22 protein-coding genes are annotated in these 25,828 nt (G+C 50.9%); 13 read left to right on the top strand and 9 right to left on the bottom strand.

Going from position 1 to position 25,828, the window contains the following annotated elements; genetic code table 11:
• Positions 1 to 7 precede the first annotated feature (7 nt).
• The 3 genes from AC1S52_RS18110 to AC1S52_RS18100 all read right to left on the bottom strand — a co-directional run bounded on the left by AC1S52_RS18110 (position 8) and on the right by AC1S52_RS18100 (position 3,473).
• Positions 8 to 2,107 (bottom strand): cation:proton antiporter domain-containing protein, encoded by a 2,100-nt coding sequence (locus tag AC1S52_RS18110; RefSeq protein WP_482030443.1) that lies wholly within the window; start codon positions 2,105 to 2,107, stop codon positions 8 to 10.
• Between the two features lie 505 nt (positions 2,108 to 2,612).
• On the bottom strand, positions 2,613 to 3,050 hold the full coding sequence (locus AC1S52_RS18105; protein ID WP_482030442.1) for a hypothetical protein: 438 nt from the start codon (positions 3,048 to 3,050) through the stop codon (positions 2,613 to 2,615).
• Positions 3,051 to 3,179: 129 nt separating this feature from the next.
• Positions 3,180 to 3,473: a hypothetical protein gene (locus AC1S52_RS18100; protein ID WP_482030441.1), complete on the bottom strand. Its 294-nt coding sequence runs from the start codon at positions 3,471 to 3,473 to the stop codon at positions 3,180 to 3,182.
• 352 nt (positions 3,474 to 3,825) lie between these two features.
• On the opposite strand from AC1S52_RS18100, the gene AC1S52_RS18095 reads away from it, so the two are divergent.
• From AC1S52_RS18095 to AC1S52_RS18080, 4 genes are all read left to right on the top strand, one after another.
• On the top strand, positions 3,826 to 4,932 hold the full coding sequence (locus AC1S52_RS18095) for a hypothetical protein (protein ID WP_482030440.1): 1,107 nt from the start codon (positions 3,826 to 3,828) through the stop codon (positions 4,930 to 4,932).
• A gap of 246 nt (positions 4,933 to 5,178) precedes the next feature.
• Entirely contained in the window at positions 5,179 to 7,119 is a 1,941-nt protein-coding gene (ftsH, locus tag AC1S52_RS18090) for an ATP-dependent zinc metalloprotease FtsH (RefSeq protein WP_482030439.1), read from the top strand.
• Positions 7,120 to 7,249: 130 nt separating this feature from the next.
• Positions 7,250 to 7,609, top strand: coding sequence for a hypothetical protein (locus AC1S52_RS18085; RefSeq protein ID WP_482030438.1), 360 nt, complete (start codon positions 7,250 to 7,252; stop codon positions 7,607 to 7,609).
• A gap of 166 nt (positions 7,610 to 7,775) precedes the next feature.
• Positions 7,776 to 8,798, top strand: coding sequence for a TIGR04168 family protein (locus AC1S52_RS18080; RefSeq protein ID WP_482030437.1), 1,023 nt, complete (start codon positions 7,776 to 7,778; stop codon positions 8,796 to 8,798).
• Positions 8,799 to 8,900: 102 nt separating this feature from the next.
• Here the strand turns inward: AC1S52_RS18080 and AC1S52_RS18075 are convergent, their stop codons facing one another.
• The 4 genes from AC1S52_RS18075 to ilvN form a co-directional block, all read right to left on the bottom strand.
• Positions 8,901 to 10,517: an ATP-binding protein gene (locus AC1S52_RS18075; RefSeq protein WP_482030436.1), complete on the bottom strand. Its 1,617-nt coding sequence runs from the start codon at positions 10,515 to 10,517 to the stop codon at positions 8,901 to 8,903.
• A gap of 242 nt (positions 10,518 to 10,759) precedes the next feature.
• The gene (locus AC1S52_RS18070) at positions 10,760 to 11,851 is read right to left on the bottom strand and encodes a sensor histidine kinase (RefSeq protein ID WP_482030435.1); all 1,092 of its coding nucleotides are present in this window, start codon (positions 11,849 to 11,851) and stop codon (positions 10,760 to 10,762) included.
• A gap of 3 nt (positions 11,852 to 11,854) precedes the next feature.
• Positions 11,855 to 12,562, bottom strand: coding sequence for a response regulator (locus tag AC1S52_RS18065; protein WP_482030434.1), 708 nt, complete (start codon positions 12,560 to 12,562; stop codon positions 11,855 to 11,857).
• 263 nt (positions 12,563 to 12,825) lie between these two features.
• The gene (gene ilvN / locus AC1S52_RS18060; protein ID WP_482030433.1) at positions 12,826 to 13,347 is read right to left on the bottom strand and encodes an acetolactate synthase small subunit; all 522 of its coding nucleotides are present in this window, start codon (positions 13,345 to 13,347) and stop codon (positions 12,826 to 12,828) included.
• 288 nt (positions 13,348 to 13,635) lie between these two features.
• On the opposite strand from ilvN, the gene AC1S52_RS18055 reads away from it, so the two are divergent.
• The 7 genes from AC1S52_RS18055 to AC1S52_RS18025 all read left to right on the top strand — a co-directional run bounded on the left by AC1S52_RS18055 (position 13,636) and on the right by AC1S52_RS18025 (position 20,645).
• On the top strand, positions 13,636 to 13,992 hold the full coding sequence (locus AC1S52_RS18055; protein WP_482030432.1) for a translation initiation factor: 357 nt from the start codon (positions 13,636 to 13,638) through the stop codon (positions 13,990 to 13,992).
• Positions 13,993 to 14,060: 68 nt separating this feature from the next.
• Positions 14,061 to 15,308: a glycoside hydrolase family 10-like protein gene (locus AC1S52_RS18050; protein WP_482030431.1), complete on the top strand. Its 1,248-nt coding sequence runs from the start codon at positions 14,061 to 14,063 to the stop codon at positions 15,306 to 15,308.
• A 191-nt stretch (positions 15,309 to 15,499) separates the two neighbouring features.
• Positions 15,500 to 17,077: an FAD-dependent oxidoreductase gene (locus AC1S52_RS18045; protein ID WP_482030430.1), complete on the top strand. Its 1,578-nt coding sequence runs from the start codon at positions 15,500 to 15,502 to the stop codon at positions 17,075 to 17,077.
• A gap of 340 nt (positions 17,078 to 17,417) precedes the next feature.
• Positions 17,418 to 17,717, top strand: a complete 300-nt coding sequence (locus AC1S52_RS18040; RefSeq protein ID WP_223046048.1) for an HU family DNA-binding protein — start codon at positions 17,418 to 17,420, stop codon at positions 17,715 to 17,717.
• Positions 17,718 to 17,727: 10 nt separating this feature from the next.
• Positions 17,728 to 18,822, top strand: a complete 1,095-nt coding sequence (gene cobD, locus AC1S52_RS18035) for a threonine-phosphate decarboxylase CobD (protein WP_482030429.1) — start codon at positions 17,728 to 17,730, stop codon at positions 18,820 to 18,822.
• Positions 18,823 to 19,071: 249 nt separating this feature from the next.
• Entirely contained in the window at positions 19,072 to 20,052 is a 981-nt protein-coding gene (locus tag AC1S52_RS18030) for a CHAD domain-containing protein (RefSeq protein ID WP_482030428.1), read from the top strand.
• Positions 20,053 to 20,498: 446 nt separating this feature from the next.
• On the top strand, positions 20,499 to 20,645 hold the full coding sequence (locus AC1S52_RS18025; protein ID WP_482030427.1) for a hypothetical protein: 147 nt from the start codon (positions 20,499 to 20,501) through the stop codon (positions 20,643 to 20,645).
• 4 nt (positions 20,646 to 20,649) lie between these two features.
• On the opposite strand, the gene AC1S52_RS18020 is transcribed toward AC1S52_RS18025, so the two are convergent.
• Complete coding sequence (locus AC1S52_RS18020) at positions 20,650 to 22,230, bottom strand: OmpA family protein (protein WP_482030426.1); 1,581 nt, start codon at positions 22,228 to 22,230, stop codon at positions 20,650 to 20,652.
• Positions 22,231 to 22,486: 256 nt separating this feature from the next.
• Between AC1S52_RS18020 and AC1S52_RS18015 the strand changes: the two genes are divergently transcribed.
• Positions 22,487 to 23,332 (top strand): FecR family protein, encoded by an 846-nt coding sequence (locus AC1S52_RS18015; RefSeq protein ID WP_482030425.1) that lies wholly within the window; start codon positions 22,487 to 22,489, stop codon positions 23,330 to 23,332.
• Positions 23,313 to 25,658 carry a CHASE2 domain-containing protein gene (locus AC1S52_RS18010; RefSeq protein ID WP_482030424.1) on the top strand — a complete coding sequence of 782 codons (2,346 nt, stop codon included), beginning with the start codon at positions 23,313 to 23,315 and terminating at the stop codon, positions 25,656 to 25,658. Before AC1S52_RS18015 ends, AC1S52_RS18010 begins: the two co-directional genes overlap by 20 nt.
• Here AC1S52_RS18010 and AC1S52_RS18005 read toward each other — a convergent pair.
• Positions 25,627 to 25,827 carry a hypothetical protein gene (locus tag AC1S52_RS18005; RefSeq protein ID WP_482030423.1) on the bottom strand — a complete coding sequence of 67 codons (201 nt, stop codon included), beginning with the start codon at positions 25,825 to 25,827 and terminating at the stop codon, positions 25,627 to 25,629. The genes AC1S52_RS18010 and AC1S52_RS18005 overlap by 32 nt on opposite strands.
• Between the last annotated feature and the right edge of the window lies 1 nt (position 25,828).

The following is a 25,828-nucleotide window of genomic DNA, read 5'->3' as shown; positions in this document are numbered from 1 at the left end:
ATTGGTGTCAGGTAATAGGTTTTTTCAGGAGTTCGCGTTGGCGCGGAAAGTGGGCAATGATGATGGATACATCCGGGTGCTGACGGGCGATCGCATCGGGGGCAACTCCGAGGGTTGGCACCCCCAAAAACTCTGGATGGGCGTTGTGAGTCAAAACCAGTAAGTCATCGGTTTGCAAAATTTGTGAGACACGACTGACCAGATTACCCCGTACCCGCTGGATTGGGACATCCTCAGCTAGTCCGGGAACTTGCGATGAGGCATCCGACCGGCGGGAACCGGATACCACCTGGATTACTTCCAATGATGCCTTTAACTCGGCAGCCAGGGTGCGCGTCAGCGCCAGTGTTTGCTGAAAACTAGAGGCAGTCATTTCAATATCTGAGATTGCCAGAAATACCCGTCGGGTTGATGCGATCGGCTGAACAAAGCGGGCAATCATCACAGGCACCGTGGTTCGGCGCACCACGTTATCGATCACATTCCCAAAAAAATTATCCCGGTAGCTAGAATATCCCTTCCAACCGCAAATAATCAGGGTGGCATTGCGCTCCTGAGCTGTTCGCAAAATGCCCCGGTCGATGGAACCATCGACACGACCAATGGGTTCAACGTCCGTTACAGCCGCATGGGCAATGGTTTCAGCAGCGGCAAGTAATCGTTCCTGTTGCAACTTCGCCTCCGTTGAAATGGGACCCTGGGCATCGGAGAGAACGTGGAGCGGTAGAAGGGTTCCTTGAGTGGTCTTTGCCAAAATTAGTGCCAGTTGCAGCAGGTTATCTTCTGTACTGGGGTTGGCAACGGGAACCAGAATCCGATACTTGGGAAGGGTTTGCGAGTCTTCCATCCCCCTTGCCTGTGGTTGAGCGCCCGTTCCCTGATCTTTAGTATTCTGTCCCCATTGGGCGGTGACCCAGGGAGAGGCAATGCAAGTGACCAGGATCATGGCGATCGTACCGTTGACGGTCAGTTGATCGACCAGTTTGATGTTGTAGGCGACGGTAATGGCTGCCAGGGTGGAAGCTGCCTGTGCGACTGATAGCCCAAACATGACCATAATGTTGGGGAAGTCAAACCCAAAAAATTTACCTGAACCCCAGGCGGGTAGAAATTTTGCCACGATCGCCACAATCACCATGACCACGGCTACCAGCATGGATTTTGGCTCTTGAAACAGAATAAAGGGATTGACCAGCATCCCTACCGAAATCAGAAAAAATGGCACAAACAGCGTATTGCCAATAAACTGAATCCGGTTCATCAGCGGGCTAAGCTGTGGGATGAGTTGGGTAATCGCGATTCCCGCTAAGAATGCGCCAATAATTGGCTCAATCTCAATCACTCGCGCCAGGTAAGAGACTACAAACAGCGTCGCCACTACAAAGGTAAATTCGGCACTTTCGTCATGCCCGAATCGGCGAAAAAACCAGCGCCCAATTCTGGGCACACCCCACAGGGTGCCAAAGGTGTAGAGTGCAAGAGATGGAATTAAAAATAACCAGAAACCCAGGTTTAAATCGCCCTGGTGAGACTTGACCACAATTGCCAATACCAGCAACGCCAGGACATTAGTAATTAAGGTGCCCCCCAGGGTCGTGGTGACCGACTGCGATCGCATAATGCCCAATTTACTCACCACGGGCAGAGCCAGCAAGGTGTGAGAGGCAAAACAGGATGCCACCAGAACCGCTGCCAGAACCGTGTAACCCAGCATCATCATGGCGATCGTGCCTATCACCATTGGCACGGCAAAGGTTGACACGCCAAAAATGATCGCTTTATCAGCGTTGTATTTCAAATCATCCAGGCTGGTTTCCAGTCCTGCCATAAACATGAGGAACAGTAGTCCCACCGTTCCCAACAAAATGATGGTGCTATCCCGCTCCAGGATGCCTAGCACGTGAGGACCCACCACCACCCCTGCCAGAATTAAGCCAACGATACCAGGCAACCGGATCCGCTCAAACAGCAGCGGTGCAACCAGCATAATCGCCATAATGACCAGAAAAATGGCGACTGGATCGGTAATGGGTCCAGGTAATAAGGCTGAAAGCAGATCTCTCAAGGGTGAGGAACTGATGGCAAAAAAGGTGCAAAAGCTGTGCATGGTACTAGTCAGGCTACAGCGGTAATCATACCCGTGAATTGTCTGGGCTACTATCACACGTAAAGTAGATCTAACCGGGTAGTAGACGCTTTTGAATTCAACTCCCTTCGTAGCAATTTCCCACTCAACAGATCAAACCTCAGGCGAGGGAGTCAGGGAGTCGAAGGAATATAGATGTAGGTGGAAAGCGCTATAGGGCGGTGGTTTCAGGTTTAAGTTTGAAGCATAGGAGGCTGGTAGTGTTTCAAATGTGTGGTTGACATCTGGTAGGAGCATTGCACTGCAATGCTCCTACGGAATACAAACAACAGGTCTAGAACACTACCCTTGATCACAAACCATCTGTAGCATCCCCATTTGATCTCTGACAGCGAGTCGGTGAAGTGACCACCAAAGTGCGGGGATAACAGGGGGCAGGCTTGCCGTGAGCATCAACCGGACGGTGTTAAAGGGCAAGGATGATGAAATAACGTTTTGAGCTTTCTATTTGTCCTAGCAATTTCTCTTAACTGTGATGGCTACCGCTATAGTTAAACAAATCCAAAGCTTGCCTGAGAAAGCTCTTCAGCCTGTTGCCCATTTCTGGGGTGGGACAGCTTGTGCCTTCAAATACCCAATTTTCAACCGTGGAGAGCCACCACTGTTTACCCCGATGGTCAAAGCCCGCCAGTTCAATTCCAATGGCACGGCGATCGCCCGTCTCCACATCCTCATGAAACCGAATCTGGACCAAAATACTACGGCTCTGAAGTGATTTTGAGACACCAGGAAAATGGAACCCGATATCGATCGAATCAGGGTCAATCAGTTCCTGGGTATCCGGGTCGTTTGCCCACGGTTTCAGGTCAGACCTTGCATCTGGAAACTCAGCTTTGAACAGGTTGACTACAGCAGCAATTTTGCTAGCGGTTTCCAAACTCTTTGCCTGTTCGGCTGCATTCACTCGTGGCTCCTTTCTTTTATTGAGACAGGAATCTATTAAGACAGGGAATCAGTCAAGATTAACTCAAACATTATTCACAAAACTGTAATCTTTGCAAGATTCTGCGGCGAGTCCGTGATTTTTGAACCTCTATTTCGTTTGAATGGGTTGTTGCACTCCACCCCCATGCATCCCCAACAGCATACTGCCCAAGAAAGTATCAAACCGGGTCTCCAGTTGAGTCAAGCGGTTTACCCGCTCCTCTAGCCTGACCAGAGCTAATCGCATATCCGTATCTACCGCAGCATTTCCCAGACTTTCCCCAGGACTGGTATGTAATCCTTGCTGAGAGAAACGACAAATCAGCTCTGTGACCGATACGCCTTCTGTCTGCGCCTTTGCCTTGAGTTCTGAAATCAAACTTTCGGGAAGGCGAAAGCTCACCAGTTTTTTCTCCATTGCAAATCAGATATAGTACAGGAAAACTATACGAATTATAGATGATAGTAGTACAAGTGTACGAAATATTCCATCGGAAATCTGACGGTTTTCTTCTACTTGATGTATATTTATTGTATATTGGTTCGTATGTACTATATTGGGTCATTGGTCATTGGTTATGGGTCTAGCCTGTAGCCATTATCTGGTGACACGATAAGCAACTTTGTAGCCAAGATCCCTGGCATCTCGTTGATCTTCATGTAGTTGGTTGAAGTAAATTTCACAGATGCCGGAGATCTGGGAATGGTCGCACACCGAGTTAGTGGTCAGTAAGTAAAACCAGGTGTCCCTGTCTATGAATACCTCAATCGATACTGGAGACTACGAAAAGCGGCTGGTTAACTACGCTGTAGAGTTTATGCGGCGAGTATTACAGGAAAATCCCTTAAGTGGGGAATCGCAGCAGTCTTTGCAGCAGTTTTGGCAGATGCTCAGGCTAAATCAAGAGCATGTGACTGCGGTTGAGGCACAGATTTTTCAGTATCGTGATTGTCTGAGCCAGTTTCTCCGGGACGATGAGCAACGGCAACTCATGGTGCAGGTAATCGTTCAAAGTAGTTTGCAGTCAGGTGAACCAGAGACTATCAGGGATGGAAAGTCTACCGTTGACTGGCGCAAGTGGAGACAGGTAGCCCTAGTTGGTGGTGTTTTGTGTATGACAACTGTATTGATCGCGGTGATTGCCTGGTCCCACTTAGCTCATCCTGCTGACGATCGCCCTCCCACCATTGTCTCTCAAGACTCAAATCAACCATCCTCTAAAGTACCCTCTGTACAACAACCCTCCGAACCCGACACAATACAGACACTAGAATCAGAGCAACCAGAGCCAGGACAACTGGAAACTCAAGCTGAGAAGGAAGCGCAACAATGGCGCGATCGCCTGCTTGAATCGGGAATTAGCCAGCGGTTTTTCCAGAATTTGTTAAGCGATCAGGATGCGATCGCCAGCCTGTCTGCATCAGCAGCGAATTCTTCCCAATCCCCCTATGCCCAAGCCCTACACGACAGGCTAGAGCAACTTGCCCCGGAAACCCGCTCCAGGTTGGGCACCTACACCAGACAGGACTATGACCAGTGGTTACGAGAACTGGAAGTGCAGGGGCGTTTTAGTCCCGTTTCTAGAGACTACGATACTTTGACGGATGAGCGGTTCTTCCAGCTTTTTCCTGAACTGAGGGGCAGAAAGCTCAATCCTCAAACATTTGGGCAAATTTGGTTTGCGATCGCGGAAGAACAACTGCCGATTGCCAGAGCACAACAACCCTATACCCGTCCTAATTACCCTAATTATGAGAAACCCTTCCATCGGCAAGCGCCCTATCGTCCTGGAAGAAAGATACCCATGTCATCCCTCCTGGTTCATTCCGATCAGGCAACCCCAACCGCCTCAGCTAGGTAGTTACACCGGATAACACAATCAGCCATTTGTGTGAAGGTAAGACTCAGGTAGGGAAAAAACCACTGCGAATGGGTGAATACCGAATCTGAGCGATCGCACAAGATTCTTTACAATCTCAATAGAAAGAAGCGCTTAATGTTCGGTTTTTTGGTTGTTAGTTGTTGGTTGTTAGCAATAGAGCCAATCCCTCTAGCACCTCACACCTTACACCTAACCGCTAATGCCTTAAGTAAAGGAGCTATCGGCATGCCCGTCAAAACCAATGGAGGACCTTCCCTGAAAACGCCAAGACCGCGGCAGTTTGGGGGTGGTTTGTTAGTTCTAATCACGTTGCTCCTGCTTTTGAACTTCGTGGTTCCCAGTTTTGGTTCACGTCCTCCCCAGATTGCTTACAGTGACTTTATTGCCCAGGTGCAGGCGGGCAAAGTCGATCAAGCATTGGTGGCAGATAATCGGATTGAGTTCACCTTGAAACCAGATGCCGATGCTCCTGCGGCAGAGGCTCAGCGCCAGGTGTTTACAACCACCCCTGTGACCATTGACCTCGATTTACCCAAGATTCTGCGGGAAAATAATGTCGAGTTTGGTGCTCCGCCCCCGAATAACAATGCCTGGATTGGTACCCTTTTGAGTTGGGTCGCGCCACCGCTGATCTTTTTTGGCATCTGGGGTTGGTTGTTGAACCGCCAGGGGGGTGGTCCAGCGGCATTGACCGTTGGTAAGAGCAAAGCCCGCATCTATTCAGAAGGCAGTACAGGGGTTAAGTTTACCGATGTGGCTGGCGTGGATGAGGCAAAGGTTGAGCTACAGGAGATTGTGGACTTCCTTAAGAATGCGGATAAGTACACTCGTCTGGGTGCCAAGATTCCCAAGGGGGTACTGCTGGTGGGTCCTCCGGGGACAGGTAAAACCCTGCTGGCAAAGGCGATCGCCGGAGAAGCAGGAGTCCCTTTTTTCAGCATTTCTGGTTCAGAGTTCATTGAGCTATTTGTTGGAGTGGGGGCTTCCCGTGTCCGTGACCTGTTTGAACAGGCAAAACAACAGGCTCCCTGTATTGTCTTTATTGACGAACTGGATGCGCTCGGTAAATCCCGTGCTGGCAACAATGTGATGGGTGGTAACGATGAGCGGGAACAAACCCTCAACCAGTTGCTAACTGAGATGGATGGATTTGATGCTAATACTGGCGTGATTATCATCGCGGCAACCAACCGTCCTGAAGTGCTCGATCCTGCTCTGCGCCGTCCCGGTCGGTTTGACCGCCAGGTGTTGGTCGATCGCCCGGATAAAATTGGGCGAGAGGCAATTCTTAAGGTTCATGCCCGCACTGTGAAACTGGCAGAGGATGTAGATCTGGCTACGATCGCCATTCGGACTCCCGGTTTTGCCGGTGCTGACCTGGCAAACCTGGTCAACGAAGCGGCTCTTTTAGCGGCTCGTTATAATCGGCAGGCGGTGATGATGGCAGACTTTAATGAAGCGATCGAGCGAGTGATCGCCGGTCTGGAGAAGAAGTCACGGGTGCTCAACGAACAGGAGAAGAAACGGGTGGCTTACCATGAGGTCGGTCATGCCATTGTGGGAGCGCTGATGCCCGGTGCTGGCAAAGTTGAAAAAATTTCGATTGTGCCGCGTGGGGTCGGTGCCCTGGGTTATACGCTGCAACTCCCCGAAGAAGACCGCTTTCTGATGTCAGAAGACGAAATTCGGGGTCGAATTTCAACCCTCCTGGGTGGGCGATCGGCGGAAGAACTGATCTTCAACAACATTGTTTCTACCGGAGCCAGCGACGATATCCAGAAGGCGACGGATCTGGCAGAGCGGATGATTACCCTCTATGGCATGAGTGACTACCTTGGTCCGGTGGCATTTGAGAAACCCCAGGGACAATTCCTGGAAGGCTACGGCTCTCCTCGGCGGGCAGTTAGCCCCAAGGTAACGGAGGAAATTGACTATGAGGTGAAGGAAACCGTGGAACGGGCACATCACATTGCCCTCGCCATCCTGGATAAGAATCGAGATCTGCTGGAAGACATTGCCCAGGAGTTGCTGAACAAAGAAGTTTTGGAAGGAAACTCCCTGCGCGATCGCCTGAGCCAAGCCGTAGCTCCTAGCGATGTCAACACCTGGCTTTTGACTGGCAATCTGCCAGCAGATACCGCCCTGATGCAATCTACGCTGGTTTAGATTTGCGTTGCTGAATACAAGAATGGTGACTTTGTCGGGGTAGTGCCGGGGTGCCTACCCCGTTTGCTATGGCTGCAATGGAGCAACGTTATAGTCAGAATATCTTCTTTGCTAAATGCTGAAATTTACTATGACAACCAATCAAGAGCGCGTGATTAAACTTTCAGATCTAACGGACGATGCTTTGCTAGAAATCTGTAAAGCGGCGGAAGTCATTGCCTGCGAGTGCCCTGGCTATCTGGCTCGCATTTTGCGCCAGGTCAGAACCTTCCGACAATACACCCTCGGTTGTATTGATCAGTTTCCCCAAGATGCAGAAACCCATCTGTGGTTGGCAGAGCGGGCAGAACAGCTTGAGAAAATTCTTTGGGAAACGACGGTTGAATTGATGTATAAAGAGCAACTAATTGACGATTCTCAACACGTGCTGTTGGATAAGCTCTCTGAAAGAGCACGGGAAACTGCCCTAAAGCAGCTTGGGCAAGTTTAGGTAAGGTGTCTCAGGTGTTAGGTGTTAGAAAAATTTCTTGAGCCTTTAGCCTTCAACCTTTAGCCTTCAACCTCCGGTTTTTAGCCATTCCTCAAAGCGGTTGTTTTTTGCCTTTAAGCACGGCGATCGTCTTTTATGCTGGAGGGGTTAATCGAAGACTTTGGGCATGACTGAGCGGCTACAGGATATTTCCAAAAAAAATACGAACGACATCGTGACTTCTACCAATCGGGTGTCTAAGGCACCATTTCCCCGTTCACGGGTAATAAAAATTGCGGTTGTGGGGGATGTCCACAATCAGTGGGATGCCAATGATGAAATTTCTCTGAGCCATCTGGGCGTGGATCTTGTGCTGTTGGTAGGAGACTTTGGTAATGAGTCGATTGAGATTGTGAAACAAATCGCTGCCCTTTCCCTGCCAAAAGCGGTTGTGCTGGGAAATCATGATGCCTGGTATACGGCAACTCCCTGGGGGATAAAGCATTGCCCCTACGATCGCCGCCAGGAAGACCGGGTACAACAACAACTGGATCTACTGGGGGATGCCCATGTCGGTTATGGCAAGCGAGAATTTCCGGAATTGGGATTGACGGTAGTGGGGGGGCGACCCTTTAGCTGGGGTGGTTCTGATTGGAAAAATCCGGAGTTTTACCAGTCGCGGTTTGGGGTTGGCAGCTTTGCTGAGTCTGCCGCCCGAATTGCTGAAACCGCCAGTCAGGGTGCATCTGACACTATCCTTTTCTTGGGGCACTGTGGTCCTTTAGGTTTGGGCGATCGCCCGGAAGACCCCTGTGGACGAGATTGGCAACCCCTGGGTGGCGACCACGGCGACCCCGACCTGGCAGCGGCGATCGCCCAGACCCGCACCACTGGTAAACAGGTGCCTCTGGTTGCCTTTGGGCACATGCATCACCAGCTTCGCCATACCAAACAGTGCCTGCGTACACCCATCGTTGCCAGCCCAGAGGGTACGGTTTACGTTAATGCTGCCAGTGTGCCCCGGATTGTGCATCAGGGGAATGTCTGCCTGCGTAACTTTACCCTGGTCACGCTCCAGAATAGCCTGGTGTCCCAGGTTTCTCTGGTTTGGACGGATCAGGATTTCAATCTCCATTCAGAGGACGTGTGGTATCGCCCTTCGGAGCAGCCTTTCAGCCGGGGTAGCCTTAAGCAGCCCTTGTCGAAATAGCCTGCGAAGGAGCCAACCTTTGAACGGTTGAACCAGCCGCCTCCAACGTTCTGAGCAGACTGCCTGCTGACCATGCCAACAAGGTGCTGACAGAGGGTTCATTTACTCCGCTGATGGGTCTAAAGCAGATTTGTGAACGGGTAGCAGCACATTGAAGGTCGATCCTTCGCCCAGTTTGCTGCGGACAGAAATAGAACCACCACAGTGGATCAGGAGTTGCTGCACAATGGTTAATCCCAGCCCTGCGCCACTGGCAGATTCTTCTGAAGCCTGCCGGATCCGGTAAAACCGCTCAAAGATTTTAGGCACTTCGCTGGCCGTAATTCCAATCCCGGTGTCCCGAAATTCTAGCTGGACGTAGTCTCCCTGACGCTTGGCACGAACCCAAACCTGCCCTCCCGTCGGTGTGTACTTGATGCCATTGTTGAGGAGATTGATCACAATTTGCTTCAGCCAATTGTTCATACAGGAAATGGGGGGCAGATCTTCCGGTACGGTGTATGCCAGCCTCACCCCTTTTTCCTCTGCCACTGGTTGATAGGTGCTGACGACTCCGGGCACCACCTCAGCAAGGCGAATGGCTTGCAGAGAGGACTGATCCACCACCTGTTCCAACTGCACCAGATCTAGCAGGCTGGTAATCAGGGAACTCTGGCGATCGCATTCCTTGGCAATCAAATCCATGTACCGCTGACGCTGGGGCGGCTTAAGATTAGGCGAATTGAGCAGGGTGAGTGCCGTTTTAATCGTTGTTAGAGGGGTGCGTAGTTCCTGTCCCACATTATTGAGAAAGTCGTCTTTGAGGCGGATGGCGTTGCTCAGTTCAACATTTTGAATCTGCAACACTTCTGCTATTTCTGCCTGTTTGCGGTAAGTCGCGCTGCGTTGCCAGAATTCTTCCTGTTGTTGCAGTTGTCGGGTCAGCAGTTGCCCTAACAGGCGAGGATTGGCTCCTACGACAGGCATCGTTGCCTTTAACGCTTGCCAGTGGCGGATGAAATCATGGGAGCCAGCAGGCTGAGTGGTTCCAGTTTCAGTCGTCAGTCTTGCCTGACTGAAGGCAGTGGCAGATTCAAGTCCTGTCAAAATGCGAGAAATCAGCTCAGGATCAAAGGAAAAGATTGCCAGCAGGTTTTGCCGTTTTTCCTGCCCGTCTTCAGCCCGTGGTTCGGCTCCAGGTCGAGCCGCAGTGGAGTCTGGAATGCCTGAAGCTGTCTTCGAGACCTGAGCAGAGCGGGGGCGATGGGCAAGCAGCATCCCCTGAAACTCTGTAGACCAGACCACTAAACAGTATTCCCGGCGCAGATGACTATCCGGTGCCAGGGAAATGGAGGCGATCGCTCCCTGGTTACTTCCGATTTCTGGGGCTGCGTTATCTGAAGGGGCTGGCAGATCGCTGGAGCCAGAACTGGTGGGTGAAATTGCTATACTCACCATCCCGGCATCATCCCCACTCTCATCCCGGTAATTTTTGAACTGATAGATCGCCCTGGCAACTCCAGGCAACTCGTGATAACGCTCCAATTCATCCTGCCAGATATCGCCCCGTGGTAGCTTTGCCCAGATGATTGCTGGGATTTTTTGCTCCACTAGCAAATCGATAAACGAGCCAACCACCGATTTAAGGGTGGCTGGGCTGATTTGCAGAACAAGCGAGGGCTGGTCAGAACTGAGCGCTATTTCATACAAAGAAGCATCTGAAGCCGGAGTTGAATTCATGGATAAATAGGGAGAAAAGAGACTACTTCTTAAACTTGAAATTGAAACTCGAAATTGATCAGGCAAGGATTGTGAATCTAATCACATCCAACTTTAATCTGCTGGGGCAGGTTTCAAAAGAGACAAACTAACGGAAACCACCCCAGAGAGTAAGGCTTGTTAAAAAATAATCTCATGGTGATGCCTTACTACAGCTCAACCAAACCGTGAATTTGTTTCTTCACAGACCTGTAAGTCAATTTTTACGCTAATGGCAGTGAAAATCGAAACGTGCTGCCTTTTTCAAGTTTACTTTCAACTTGAATGGTGCCGCCCTGAAGCTCGACTAGTCGCCGCGAGATTGCCAGCCCAATCCCAGTGCCACCCGACAGGCGATCGCGCGATCGATCCGCCCGCCAGAACCGCTCAAACACATGGGGCAAATCCTTCGCCGCAATGCCCTGACCAGTATCTTTGACTGCGATCCATAATTTACCCGGTTCATTCCAGGCGCGAACCGTGATAGAGCCTGCATCGGTATAGCGCAGGGCATTCCCCAACAGATTGACCATCACCTGCTCCACTCGCTCCGGATCTGCCAGGGCAGGCGACAGGTCAGTGGGGCACTCCAGGCTCAGAGTTGGTCCTTCCTCCAACAACTGGTCAGAAAACCGCTCGACCAGGGATTTCAGGAGCGGACGCACATCAAATTTTTGAGGGCGAACGGGCAGGTAACCTGCCTCTGCCTGGGAAAGTTCCTGTAAATCATTCACCAAGCGGCGTAACCGGGTTGTTTCCCGCGCCAGCCGTTGATAAATGTCTACGGAAGGGGCGATCGTGCCATCTGCCAATCCCTCCAGGTAACCTTCCACCACCGTCAGCGGTGTTCTTAGCTCATGGGTTAGATCACTAATTAGCTCCCGACGGCGCTGCTCCACCCCTTCCAGATTCGCCGCCATGTGGTTAAAACTCAACGCCAACCGGTTCAGCTCTGGAATTTCACTACTCGGCAAACGTTCTTCTAACCGTCCTGCTGCCACCTTCTGAATCACGTCCTCGATTTGAATCAGGGGCTTCATAATCCGCTTTGCCACCAGATAACTCAGCCCACCGGCTGCGGTTCCTCCCACTACCACTGACCAAAATGCGCCCCGGCTCCAGGTAAACTCAAACACTTCTACCAACCGTTGACGCACCCGAAACAGTCTAAATTCGCTCCCTTCCAACCGTTCTAATTGCAGGACAAACAAGCGCGGCGAAAACAGCTTGTTGACCAGTAGTAAAGTACTCAGCCCCACAATCATGACAGCCAGATGGGAGAGGAAAAGGCGGTATCGGAGTCCGAGTTTTGCCATTAATTACGCTACCGAATCTTCAAATTTGTAGCCCACTCCAATTACGGTTTTAACAAACGTGGGATTGGCAGGGTCTGGTTCAATTTTTTTGCGCAGGCGGGCAACGTGAGTGTCAACCACCCGCTCATCCCCAAAAAAGTTACTGCCCCAGAGTTTATCGATCAGTTGCGCCCGATTCCAGACACGTCCAGGGTAACTCATGAAGGTTGCCAGCAGGTCAAACTCCAAAGTCGTTAGATCCATCGGTTCCATCTCGCCAGAACCAAGATTGCGCTGGGCAAGCCGCTGATCAATATCGATAAAAAAGTGTTGAGTCCGATAGGTCTGACTTTGTCCTCCCTGGCGTAGGGTGCGTCGCAAAAGGGCGCGTACTCGTGCGACCAGTTCCTTCGGGCTGAAAGGCTTGACCATATAATCATCTGCCCCGGTTGACAACCCAATGATGCGATCGATTTCTTCTCCTTTTGCCGTCAGCATCAAGATATAGGGATCTTTAGTCCCCGATTTCTGCCGAATTCGGGCGCACACTTCCAGCCCATCTAACCCTGGAATCATCAGATCCAGAATGATCAGATCGGGCTTCTGTTCCTGGAACATTTGCAAGGCATTGATGCCGTCTCGACAGACATGGCAAGAGAACCCTTCCTTCTCCAGATAAAGCTGAATGAGTTGGGCAATTTCAGCTTCATCTTCAACAATTAGGATTTCCATGATGGTGGAAGATATCAGGGAGTGAGGTGCTAGGTGTTGAAAGTTAGGGGTTGAGAGGTGAAAGTTTTGGGTTCTGATACCAGTTCAATATGAGTTCAGACTCAACAGGGGGCTTAAGCCTCTTGTCTGCCAGACTTCATTGTGTCGAAGTGCTGGCTGAACCCGCCCCCTACCTTGCCCCTTTATTTATCTATGCTCCTTAAAACTCTCAACTCTCAACTCTCAATTCTCAACTCTTAACCCCCTATACCCTACACTACATCTCAAGAAATCTTTGCTTCCAGGGACTTGAGGTACTCAGTGTTCACACCCGACTCGCGCATGAGGGCAATCTTGCCTGTGCGGGCGATTTCACGAATGCCGAATTTATTTAGTACTTGAACGATCGCCACCATTTTGCCAGGATCTCCTACCACTTCCAGCGTCAGGGAGTCTTCGGCTACGTCCACGACTCGCGCCCGGAAGATATTCGCCAATTCCACAATTTCAGAACGATTGGTGCTACCGGCATTCACCTTCAACAACATCAATTCCCGTTCAACACAGGGGACTTCAGTAATGTCCTGCACCTTGAGGACATTGATCAGCTTGTAAAGCTGTTTAGTCAACTGCTCAATACTGCGATCATCACCGGGAACTACCATCGTAATCCGGGAAATGCCCATCTGCTCGGCGGGTCCAACTGCTAGACTTTCAATGTTGAACCCACGACGGGCAAACAAACCAGCAATCCGGGTCAAAACTCCGGCTTCGTCTTCAACCAGAACAGATAGGGTGTGCTTCATGGCAGGGAGTAATCGCAGATGAACAGTAGCAGATGAAATCGGAAAAACTTGCTTGGGCGGAAACTCTTGCCCACGTGAAGTCTAGTTCCCTATCTTATCGCGAGGACGGAAGGGGTGTGAATCCAATTTAGAGGATGCTTTAAAAGCCTATTCCCCCTGTCGCCTTAGCAACTATTCGCAAAGCGTTCTCGCAGGCTAAGCGTTCTCAACTTAAAACTCTCAACTCAAAACTCTGAACTTTCAACTTTCAACTCCCCACACCCCTTACTCCCTCCCCTCCCCCTAACCATGTCATCCTCAAAATCAAACTCTTCCAGCGGAAAAGACCGGGCTGTTTACTCAGAATTTGGCAATCATGACAACCCGGAAGCCTTCAAACGGGCGGTTCCAGATTTGCCACCCAATCAGCAAAATTTGCGTGTAGAAGCGACCCGTAGCGGACGCAAAGGGAAAACGGTAACGATTATTCGTGGGTTTCAGGCAAAGCCAGAGACGCTGACCGACCTACTCAAGAAACTGAAGACCCAGTGCGGGGCAGGGGGCACGGTCAAAGAAAACGAAATTGAAATTCAGGGGGATCACAAGCAAAAGATTGTCCAGTTTCTGGTGCAGTTGGGCTATAAGGCAAAAGCCAGTGGCGGTTGAGAATTTCTTGATGAAATTAGACAGGTTAATGCGTAAATGGAGAGCGTTCGCCTGATCCGCTGCACTCTATGCAAGATTCTCGCCCATACCAGCGATCGCTCCGCCTTTCTCTGCCTAAATTCACTGTCCTGGTAATTTTCCTGGTCGGTTTTCTCCTGGTTCTAATTTCAGGCATCTCTGGATTAGAAAGTCATCCGCTGCCAGGGGTGCCGAGCCAGCGTAGCGAGATCCGGGGGGTGTGGATGACCAATGTGGATAGTGATGTGCTGTATAGCCGCGATCGCCTCAGCCATGCCATCCAAGATCTGGCAAAAATCCACATCAACACGCTCTACCCGGTGGTCTGGAACTGGGGTTATACCTCCTATCCCAGCCCCACCGCCCAGGCAATGATTGGAACTGCCGTTGATCCGCGTCCATTTGGGCTACAAGGGCGCGACGTACTGGCAGAACTGGTGCAGCAGGGACACCAGCAGAGAATGGCAGTGATTCCCTGGTTTGAGTTTGGCTTCATGGCACCGGAAGACTCCGCCCTGGCAATTCGCCACCCCGATTGGCTAACTCAGCGTCAAGACGGAACCATTACCTGGCAAGAGGGCATCTATCCCCGCGTCTGGCTGAATCCCTTCAAACCCGAAGTTCAGAAATTCATTCTGGATCTCATCCTCGAAATCGTTACCCAGTACCCGGTTGATGGCATCCAGTTTGATGATCATTTTGGCTTGCCCCACGAATTTGGCTACGATCCCTTTACCGTTCAGCTTTATCGCCAGGAACATCGGGGTAAGGCACCCCCCTCAAATCCTAAAGACCCTGAATGGACCCGCTGGCGGGCAACCAAAATCACTGATTTTCAAGAACGACTGTTTCGCCAAATCAAAACTCACAGACCGAACGTACTGGTCAGCCTTGCCCCCAACAATTACGAGTTTGCCTATCACCATTCCCTCCAGGACTGGCACACCTGGCAACAGCGAGGTTTGATCGAAGAATTGGTATTGCAAGTGTACCGGGACAACCTGAATTCCTTCATGGCGGAACTGAACGCCCCAGAAGTTCAAGAAGCTCGTCGCCGCATTCCCACGGCGATCGGTATTTTGGCTGGCTTAAAAAGACGCACCGTACCCATACAGCAGATTCAGGAACAGGTTCAAACCGTTCGTCAACAAAAATTTGCGGGCGTTTCCTTCTTTTTCTATGAAACGATGTGGAACCTGGTCGCTGAACCAGCCAACGAACCACCACAGGAACGAAAACGGCAGCGTCAAGCAGGTTTTAGAGCCTTGTTCCCTGCACCGGCAATTAGAGTTGAGTGAGGGATGAGGAGTGAAGGGGTGAAGGGGTGAAGGGGTGAGGAGTTGAAAGTTTTACTAAATCATTAATTACTAGTTGATATTGACTAACACCTAACACCTAACACCTCCCACCTCCTCTCCCAATTTCCCTTCCTCTGCCTCATTTTCTCTCGGCTGGTCTAGAATCATCCTGCACTGCTTATGCTTTTACTATGACCGCAGCCACACCCTCTGTCCGCACCTATGATGTGATCGCTTTTGGGGATGAAGTTCCCGGCATTATGGCACTGGTTGCTGCATCCAGAGAGTTCAACCGGCGCACAGGTAGAAAAATGCGTGGGTTGTTGATGTTTAAGGGCTACTCGCCGGATGGAGTAGGGGGGCATTTGGTGCGGGGTGGGCTTGCCTACCTGGATCGGAGTAATGTACCACTGGAAGTGCGGCGATCGCTCAATCTCCCTACGTTTGGTGATCCCTCTTCCCTATATAAAGAGTTCTTGCAGCGATCGGGGGTTTCCCAGATTGCCCTTGATCGGATTAAAGCCGATGCCGCTCTGCGCAAAATGCTGAGTGAAGCGGGTGTGGATATTCTGAGCCGGATCGAGATTGAGGCGGTCTTTAAGGAAGGGGCAAACCTAACTGGCATCCTTACCTCAAGGGGAGAGACTTACCTTGCCAGACAGTTTATCGATGCTACTGTGAATGCGGAACTGGCACAAACAGCGGGAATTGACAAACTCCAGGGGTTTGGCACCTTTGGTCTGCCGGATTCAGAATTGCCAGTCACGCTTGTTTTTGAGTCAGAAGGACTCAGTGTTCAGCGGTTGAAAGAACTGGAACTCGCTTACCTGCGCCGGTTAACGAACCCCAATGACTCCGAAGCACAACGCTATATCAACATCGCGGCTGGCTCTAATCCAGAGCTGGCCCAATTCTTTAGAAAAGACCTGGTGGATGCCCAGGGCAACTTAAAAACGATGTACGTGGGGCAGGACCACATCGATATCCGCTGTCGGGCACTCTCGATTGTTTACCATGCCTTTCGTGGCAAACGGCTGGTACTCGCAGACAGCGGTGCCATTCTAGACCAGGCAAACATTGCCTATTTCCCAGGCAACCGACTTTCCTGGAATGCTCTCCTCTGCTATACCACAGGTGCCCAGGCAGAAGCGCTGGCACGCAACTCTGCCAAACCCACGGCTGCCATGTTGGAAGAAGTGATGTTTATTGAACGATGGCTCAAAAGTTGTGGCGCGATCAGAGTCAGACCTATGTTGGAACTCTACATTCGCCATGCGGGCAATGTGACGGAAGCAGTGGAACCATTAAGCGGTGCCCGCATGATGGAGGGTGGTGTGGCTGCCAGTGAAGCATTGGGTACCTTTGGCTACCATCTGGATGTACGCGGCGGTATCACGGGCTTGGGAACCAAAGCCTCCGCGCAAGGAATAAATAGTATTACGTTTCATACTCCCCCTTTGTTTAACATCGGCATCCGCCATGCTCTGATGCGGAGTGTCCCCAATCTAGCAGTGGTCAGTCCAGGTTCCGGGTTTGATGGCTATGCCTGCTCCGCTGGCAGAATTGTCGAGTTCAATGTCGCTGTCGGGCAGGGGGTAGGCATTGCTGCCGCGATCGCCCTTAACAGCAACCGCAACCTGGCAGATATCCTCAACCGCGAGGTCCGGCAGGTGTTAGTCCAAACTGGACAACTCCCCAAAATTTATGGCAGAAGCAATGTTCTGGAAGCCTCCCGGCTTCAGGCATTTGAGAATATGATGATTGCGTGAGCAGGGAGCGATGGAAGTTAAGAATTGAAAGTTAGGAATTGAAAGTTAAACGCTTTCCCGACTGCTGATACCGGGCACCCAAAATTCCTGAAACGCCCTATTTATAGGGGTTGCTTATGGCTTTACAACTTTAAAATCAGGAAAAAAGTCCCAAAAGCTATATATCTTAAAGGTTTCACCGATCCAGATTGAAATAGACCTTCTAGAATAGGACATTGGAAGAACCTGTCTGAGGGAGTTTCAGCCATTTCATCAAAATCACCTCAGATAATTGCACCAAAATCTCAGTTAGAGAGCAAAATGTACGGTGTTTTTTGTCCCATAGCAACAAGGAGACCCTATGAATAAAGGCGAATTAGTTGATGCAGTGGCTGATAAAGCCAGCGTTACCAAGAAGCAGGCAGATGCGGTGTTGACGGCTGCTCTTGAAGCGATTGTTGAGGCGGTCAGTGGGGGCGATAAAGTGACTCTGGTTGGGTTTGGTTCTTTTGAATCCCGAGAACGGAAGGCACGGGAGGGACGTAACCCCAAAACTGGCGCTAAGATGAACATTCCAGCAACGAAGGTGCCTGCATTTTCGGCTGGGAAATTGTTTAGGGAAAAGGTTGCTCCGGTGGCTAGCAGCAGTAAGAAAAAGTAACCATCGCTCTGTGAATCGACTGATTGATCGTCTTGATCGTCCTATGCATGGGGGGAATTTAGTTTGGGCAGCATCGCTGGCAAACTGTTCCCCCTCTGCTATTTTGGATTTTTCTGCCAGTATCAATCCGCTGGGACCTCCGCCATCGGCGATCGCCGCGATCCAGGAGCATTTGCAAGACCTGAGCGCTTACCCCGATCCTCAATACCACCGGCTCCGTTCTGCCCTTGGTGCATTTCACCAGATTTCCCCAGACTGGATTTTGCCCGGTAATGGAGCCGCCGAGTTGCTGACCTGGGCAGGACGGGATTTGTCAACACTCACCTGCACCTACCTCCTGACCCCTGCCTTCAGTGATTACCTGAGAGCGTTAAAGGCTTTTGGGGCAAAGGTCGTAAATTGTCCTCTGGCAGATTTGCGATCGCCCAATCTTGATCAACCCCTCAGAATTGACCTCGCCGATCTGCAACTCAAAAAAGACAGCGGTTTGCTCCTCAACAATCCCCATAACCCGACTGGGATCCTGTTCCCCAGGGAAGCTATCCTGCCCTATCTGGAACAGTTTGCTCTGGTGGTGGTGGATGAAGCCTTTATGGACTTTCTGCCCCCCGATCAGCAGCAGAGTGTTGTAGAGGTGGTGCAGGACTATCCCAACCTGGTGGTGCTGCGATCGCTGACCAAGTTTTATAGCCTGCCGGGGCTACGGTTGGGCTATGCGATCGCCCATCCCGACTGCCTGCAACGCTGGCAAGCGTGGCGCGATCCGTGGTCTGTCAATGGGCTGGCAGCAGCCGTGGGCGAGGTGCTGGTTCAGGACACTCAGTTTCAGCAACAAACCTGGGACTGGCTGGCAACCGCGAGAACCCAAATGTATCAAGGGGTAGCCCAACTTGCCGGATTGAAACCTCACCCCAGTTCGGCTAACTTTTTGCTGGTAGAGTCCGAGCGTTCTGTGATCGAGCTTCAAACAGAACTCTTAAAGCAGCATCGAATTTTGATTCGTGACTGCCTCAGTTTTCCCGAACTAGGCGATCGCTATTTCCGCGTAGCTGTTCGTTCAGAGTCCGAAAATCAAAGGCTTCTGGCGGGATTAGATCTGAGCTAATCAGATATAGCGTTTTTGAATCCAGTGAGGTACATGGATAGCCGTAGAATCCTTGAGTCAAACAGATGAGATGTACCTCACCCAGAAAGGAAACGCTATACGCAATCGTCGAAGCATTTAGCTTTGAGTTGAGTTTTCGGTAAGCTAAGAATAGACAGGATTACCCATCCTGTGGGATTAGGATGACAATGGTTCCTCAACGGTGTTGCCATCCAGAACGGGTATGGGTTACAAATTTGGTGAAATAGAATGGTAACTAAAACTGAGAAAAAAAATAAACAGAAATCGACTATTAGTAACCGTCAATCCTTGACATTGGGTGATTTTGCCTATGACACCATCGAGGAACAATATCAGTCATTCACTAAGTTAGAAAAGAAAGTTCTGGCAGATAAAGACCCTGAGCATCTCCACCACATGCGCGTAGGTACTCGCAGGTTGCGCACGGCTTTACAGGTGTTTAGTGGAGTCGTGGAACTACCGAAAGCGGCTCAGGCAAAGCGGATTGGCGCGTTAGCAAGAATACTGGGCGATCTGCGTGATTTGGATGTCCAAATTGCTGATTTACAAGAAGTTTACCGCCCTCGCTTAAGTAAAACTGAACAAGCACTGCTGGATGATGCGATCGCTTCCCTGCACCGCGATCGCCGTCGTGCCTTTGCCGCGGTTGAAGATACCCTGACGCGATCGCGCTATCAAGCACTGAAAACTGCCTATGATGTCTGGCTCAGCGACCCTCGATACACCATCCTGGCACAACTGCCCCTCCAATCATTGCTGCCAGATCTGCTCAGTCCATTGCTTTCAACCCTATTGCTGCATCCCGGTTGGCTAATCCCAGCAACCGATATTTCCGATGAGGCGGACGAAACCCTCCACGACCTGCGCAAAGCTTGTAAACATGCTCGCTACCAGGCAGAGTTTTTCCTACCTTTTTACGGCAAGTCTTTTAAGGAATGGATTGGAGACGTAAAAGCAATTCAAGATTCCCTGGGCAAAGTCCATGACGGTCAGGTTTTGCTTGAACTCCTGGCACATCATCTCCCAAACCGGGCAAAACTAGCCAAACTGGAAGAGTCGATCCGCAAGACCCAGGCGGAAGTCATGGAGAACTGGGAAACAATCCGGCAGAAGTATCTCGACTCCACATTTCGCTGGCACCTCCACAAGATGCTGTTAGAACCATCTCAGATGAATGAGCCATCTGACGAATCAATAGCACTGAAATAAACGGAAACATTACGAGTACCTGCCCATACCCATCATCCCTCTCCCTCGTTCCCAGGCTTTGTCTGGGAATGGCAAACCTGGAGGCTCTGCCTCTATCAACACTAGAGGCAGAGCCTCTGAATCAGTGTTCCCAGGCTGAGTCTGGAGAACAAGGTAAACCAGGGCTTTCAGTCTCAAGCTAATGCCATTGATCTGACGAGTGAGTCATCTAGAGAATCAAACCCCTAAGTTTATCCAACCTTTATCAGGGCTTAACCCACAGCCCAGTTGAAGTTGTTTAGATTGGGCATGAAAACTCTCAGGGACGATCGCGAACCATCTCCATGCTTGGGTTGCATTTGCTGAATGCGATCGCTGCATTCAGCGAAACCAGTCTCTATCTCCCGGTATAAGTGTGCAACCAGGAAATACTTCAGAGTTTGAATTGTGAATAAATAGGGATTGTCATGAAAACGAAGATGGAAAACGCTCACACACCAGCCAATCAATCAACTGCCAGTGACGGGACAGAATTTAACTTTGAACTATGGGCAAAACAGGTTAGACCCTTACTGCTGGCATCACTGAACAAACGTGGCAATCAGCGCTATTGACCCTTTAATTGACTCTGACCAACCGAATTTCAGTGCGTTGATTGCGGGGGTTGGTTGGCGAAATCCCAGAAATTGGCTCATTAAATCCTTTGCCCTCAGCCGTAATATTATGCTGGATTCCTTTTCCACGCAGATAGTTCACCACCACCTGTGCCCGTTGCTGGCTGAGTGTCTGATTAATGCTGGCGGTCCCCGTGCGCGAGGTGTGCCCAATTACACGGACGGCAACCGTCTGGGTATTGAATTCATTAATTTCCTGCACCAGTTGATTGAGTGTTTTTTCACCCGCAGGCGTTAAGTCGGCTGAACCAACCCCAAAGCTGACCTCCCCCCGCACTTGTAAATTACCAATGGCAGGCGCTGCTTTGACCTGGCTGACACTCAATTTTTGAATCGGAGCGATCGCCCTCCCCTTCCCAGAAAGCCGGTCTGCCAGGGTGGGGTTGTCTGCCCGCACCAGATCAATCAGTGTTTTGGTGTTGTTGGCGGCTTTAGTAATGAACTGGTTAGTAAATAAGGCGTCTGGTTTCTGAGGCACCTGGTTCAAGCGCCCGGTTAAGGCTAACACAGCAGCGGTTGAGTTAATCCGTCGGGTCAACGTGCCGCTGGTCATCCATGCCTGTGCCTCAGCCGCCGTAAAAAAGTCAATTCCCTGCAAGATGGCGGCGGCATCACCGGAAGATAATTTACCATCCTCAGCAATTTGGGTCTGGAGTTGGGAGCCATCCCGGACATTGCTATCGATGCGGCGGTAGTAGGCTTCCAGAAATTCAGAAATCACCTGGGGCTGGGATTGCAGCAGGCGATCGGACGCAATCACCACATCCACGATCGCCTCCGGTGCATCCTTACTCGACAACACCACCGTATATCCCTTTTGGCGTGCTTGGGTCACAAACGGTTCCCAGATCACCGCAATTGCGACATTTTGGTTGGAGTCTTGTAGTTGCTTCCAGGCTGCCGACGCTTCTTCCACTTTGTTGACCTGAAAATCTTGCAGATTAAATGCCTCAAACTTGGTATCCAATACCAGTGCCAGATATTCACTGGGGGTATCTCCGGCAAAGGTCATGCTCAGCGATTGTCCTTTTGCCCGTGACTGATTGACCAACTGGTTCAGATCCAGCAAAGACTTGAGGGTGGGGTATTTCCGTGTATTCAACACGACCGCATCGGCTCCCACTGTGCGATCAATCAGCCCAACAATCTTGCCCGCAGGTTTCTGCTTCAGGAACTGATCGAGGGTTGTTACCAGCAGGTCTGCCTGCCCCTGGTTGAGCCGCTCGACCCGCTTTTTCTGGTCAAACTCATCCTCGTAGCGGAGGCTGATTCCAGATTCTTTCAATGCATCTTGAAAGGCGGCATTGCGAAAGGTGCTATAGCCACTAAACGTATCCCCCAAAATCGTGAGTTGGACTTTTTGCTGGGAGTTGGTTGAGTTGCCGTCTGTTTGAGACGCTGTGGGGCTGGACAAACCGGGAATCAACCCAGGCGACACCTTGTTCAGTAGCCAGAGACCGCCAACACTCAAACTGGCGGTAATCACAAATGCCAGAATTAGGGCTGGCTCGGTACGCTTACTCATTAAAAACTCGGTGATTTGTGTAGAGATTTATAGGGCACAGTTAGGATAGAGCGCATTCAAATCATGCCCTTTTCTGCTTTCAAAATTGACTACAATTCTGGCTTAAATAATTCCATGGGTTCAGAAGGCTTTTAGCCACAATTTTTGGTGTGGCTGAAGTAGGTATGAATGTAACAGACGGTATCCAGCAAATATTGAACGATGGAAAAAGATAGGATAATTTTGCAGATTACTGGAAAGCATTTGGAAAAATCTGATGAGTCATCCAACTCGGACAGTTGGGGTTGCGATCGCTGTCTTGCTTTCATTGGGAGGTTCCCAGGGAATTGCGCAACAATCTCTCCAGGTGAGGGTTGAGCGCTGGTTAGGCATCCAACGAATTGCAGGCAGCGTCAACCGTTATCAAAGGGGCAATTCCCAACCTGCCCGGGTGGGCGATCGGCTACAAGTGCCAGGAGATGGTCTTGCAACTGGCAAAAACTCAGCCGCAACCCTGGTTGTAGATACGGGCATTGGAACGATCAGCCTGTCTGAAAATACGCGCCTGCGAATTCAGGAGATGTCATTTGCCCCCGATAATGGTCGCATCACCCGCTTAGAGGTGATGAATGGGCAGGCGCGGTTGCAGGTGCGCCGGTTTAGCCATCGCGGTTCTAAGCTTGAGATTCGGACACCGTCTGGTCTAAGTGGGGTGCGCGGCACAGATTTTGGGGTCAACATTCAGCCCAGTGGCAAAACTGGACTGGCAGTCCCGGAAGGAGAAGTCGTCAGTTTTGCTCAAGGGAAAGCAGTCTCAGTACCCCAGGGGTTCCAAAATTTCACGATTCCGGGAGAACCACCCTCGACACCAACCCCGATCAAAGAAGATACTGGTATTCAGTATTACTTCCGAGAAGTCATTGAAGGTAGGGTGCGCAAGATTCGGCTGGTTGGTAAGGTTGATCCGGTGAACAGCATTGTTGTGGAAGGTAACCCACAAGATACAGACCGTGAAGGGCAGTTCACCACGGATTTGAGGCTGCTACCCAATGCTTTCAAAATTCAGGTTGAAGTGATTACGCCATTAGGAAAAAGAGAGGTTCATGTTCTGGCGTATCGGTGAGTTGGGCTGGCGGCTGCTTCCAGGTGGTTTGGTAAGTCTAGCGTTTGCCATTCTGCTCAACGTGGGTGTTTTACAACCGCTAGAACAGATTGCTTATACGGCTCTTTTTCGAGTGCGGGGTGAGCGTTCCTGGGACAGCCGCCTGGTTGTGGTTGCCATTGATGATAAGAGCATTAAACGGTTAGGACGATTTCCCTGGACGCGCCAGCGATACGTGCAGTTGCTGGATGTATTGACAGAGGCAAACCCCAGTGTGATTGCGTTTAATCTGATCTGGTCAGAACCTAGCCCGGATGACTCAGCATTGGCAGAAGCCATGATTCGGAGTGGTCGGGTTGTCCTGGCGCAGGGGGTAGATAATACCGGGTTGCCTCTGTTGCCTGTTCCCAATCTTGAGGCTGAAGCGATCGCCGCTGGGCACATTTTGAAGCAACAGGACACCGATGGTTTAACCCGAAAAATTGAGTTGTATGCCCAGGGCGAACCCTCCCTGGGTTTTTCTGTTATCAGAGCCTACGCTCTGGTACAGGCATCCGTGCCGTTGCCTAAACTCAATCAACCCCTATGGCTGAACTGGGTGGGGCGAAGCCAAAATCTGCCTCGCTATTCCTTTGTTGATGTGATTGAAGGAAAGGTCCCCTCCCAAGCGCTAGAGAACAAAATTGTTTTAGTGGGTGTGACCGCCGCAGGCATTGACCCGCTATCCACTCCCTTCGATCGCAATCCCCCTGCCAGTGGAATCTATCTTCAGGCAACCGTGATTCATAACCTGTTGCAGCAAAATGCGTTGCATCCGCTGACACTGGTTGGGTATTTGCTCATCCTGTTAGTCGCAGGTCCAGGGTTAAGCCTGCTACTCAGCTATCAGCGTGAAGAGAGTCAAGTTGTCATTTGGATTTCCCTTTGTGTGGGGTGGTGTATCCTGGTTGCCAGTCTATTTCAGGCAAGTTACTGGCTACCAATTGCTTTTCCGCTGTGCCTGATGACGACTACAGCGGGAGCCACTTTTGTCAGTGCGCGGCTGAGAATGAGCACCCTCTTACGGCAGCAAGTGCAACAACTCTGGCAACTGTACCGCCAAGATCTGGTGGTTCACCAGCCCGATCCGGAGTTAAGTGCCCATAAACTGCAACAGCCGACCAGTTCAGTTCAAAGTGCGACGCAACTGGCGGCATTGGCGGAGCAGTTGGGGCGATCGCAGGCAACCCAGGCAGCGATCGCCCGCAGTCTCTCCATTGGGCTGGTGGCTGCCGATTGGGATGGCATGGTCTGGTTCTGTAACCCGGTTGCTTCTGATTGGTTGCCCATTCAGGTGGGGGAAGACCTGATGCCCCGCTTGGTGCCCCTATGGCTGACCGAAGAGGAGTGGCAGACTGACATCCAAACCCTTAGATGGCAGGGCTCGGTCCCGCCCCATGAGTTACAGCGAGGCGATCGCTGGTACGCCCTCAAGCTAGAACCCTTAACCTATTATCCCCATCAAGCCTCAGCAGATACGAATGATGCGCCTCTGGATGGGTTACTCATCGTGCTGGAGGACATCACCACTCAGAAACAAGCAGAGGCGGCGCTTGAAAGGCAGGTCGAAGAACTTCAACGGGTTGCCCAACTCAAGGATGACTTTCTGAGTACTGTGTCCCATGAGTTGCGATCGCCCATGGCAAACATGAAAATGGCGATCGAGCTTTTGAAAATAGCGAAAACTACCGAGACAACCAAACGCTACCTCGCCATTTTGCAAAACGAATGCGCCCGTGAGATTGAATTGATTGATGACCTGCTTGATCTGCAACGGCTAGAAGTGGGTGCCCAGGGGTATAACCTATCCGAAATTGAACTACCAACCTGGCTGCCTCCCATTCTTGCTCCCTTCTATGAAAGGGCTGAAAAACAGCAACAAATCCTAGAGGTTCATCTTTCCCCCCCGCTACCCCTATTGGTGTCAGATCAGGCAAGCCTGGAACGGGTGGTCGTTGAACTACTCAACAATGCCTGTAAATACACTCCACCTGGAGAGCGCATTCAGCTTGTTGTCAAAGCCCTGACCACCCCCGCAGAAATGGGGCAGGCAACAGATGCACACGCCCTGCCATTGCTTCAGTTCAGCATTACCAACACCGGTACAGACATCCCAGCAGAGGAACTGCCCCGAATTTTTGAAAAGTTTTATCGAGTGCCTAAAGCAGATCCGTGGAAACGAGGGGGGACTGGTTTGGGACTGGCACTGGTCAAAAAACTGGTTGAATCCCTGGGAGGTACCATCCAGGTGAGCAGTAGCTCAGGGCAAACCTGTTTTACTGTCCAGTTGCCCCTGAGAAATAGTTGAGAGTTGAGAGTTGAGAGCTTTGGATGAGTAAACCCCAACTTGGGGTGGATGGATGGGTGGATGGGTGTGCCTGTGGCGTATATAAGGGAAACGGCAGCAAGTCGAGATCATCCAGGGAAGGAGGAAGGCTGAAGGTTCCTGACACCACTCCAACTTTATTAGCAAGCATT

The organism is Kovacikia sp. CALU 1929 (assembly GCF_056784235.1).
The sequence above is the reverse complement of the archived record's forward strand: the minus strand, read 5'-3'. Positions and strand labels throughout refer to the sequence as shown.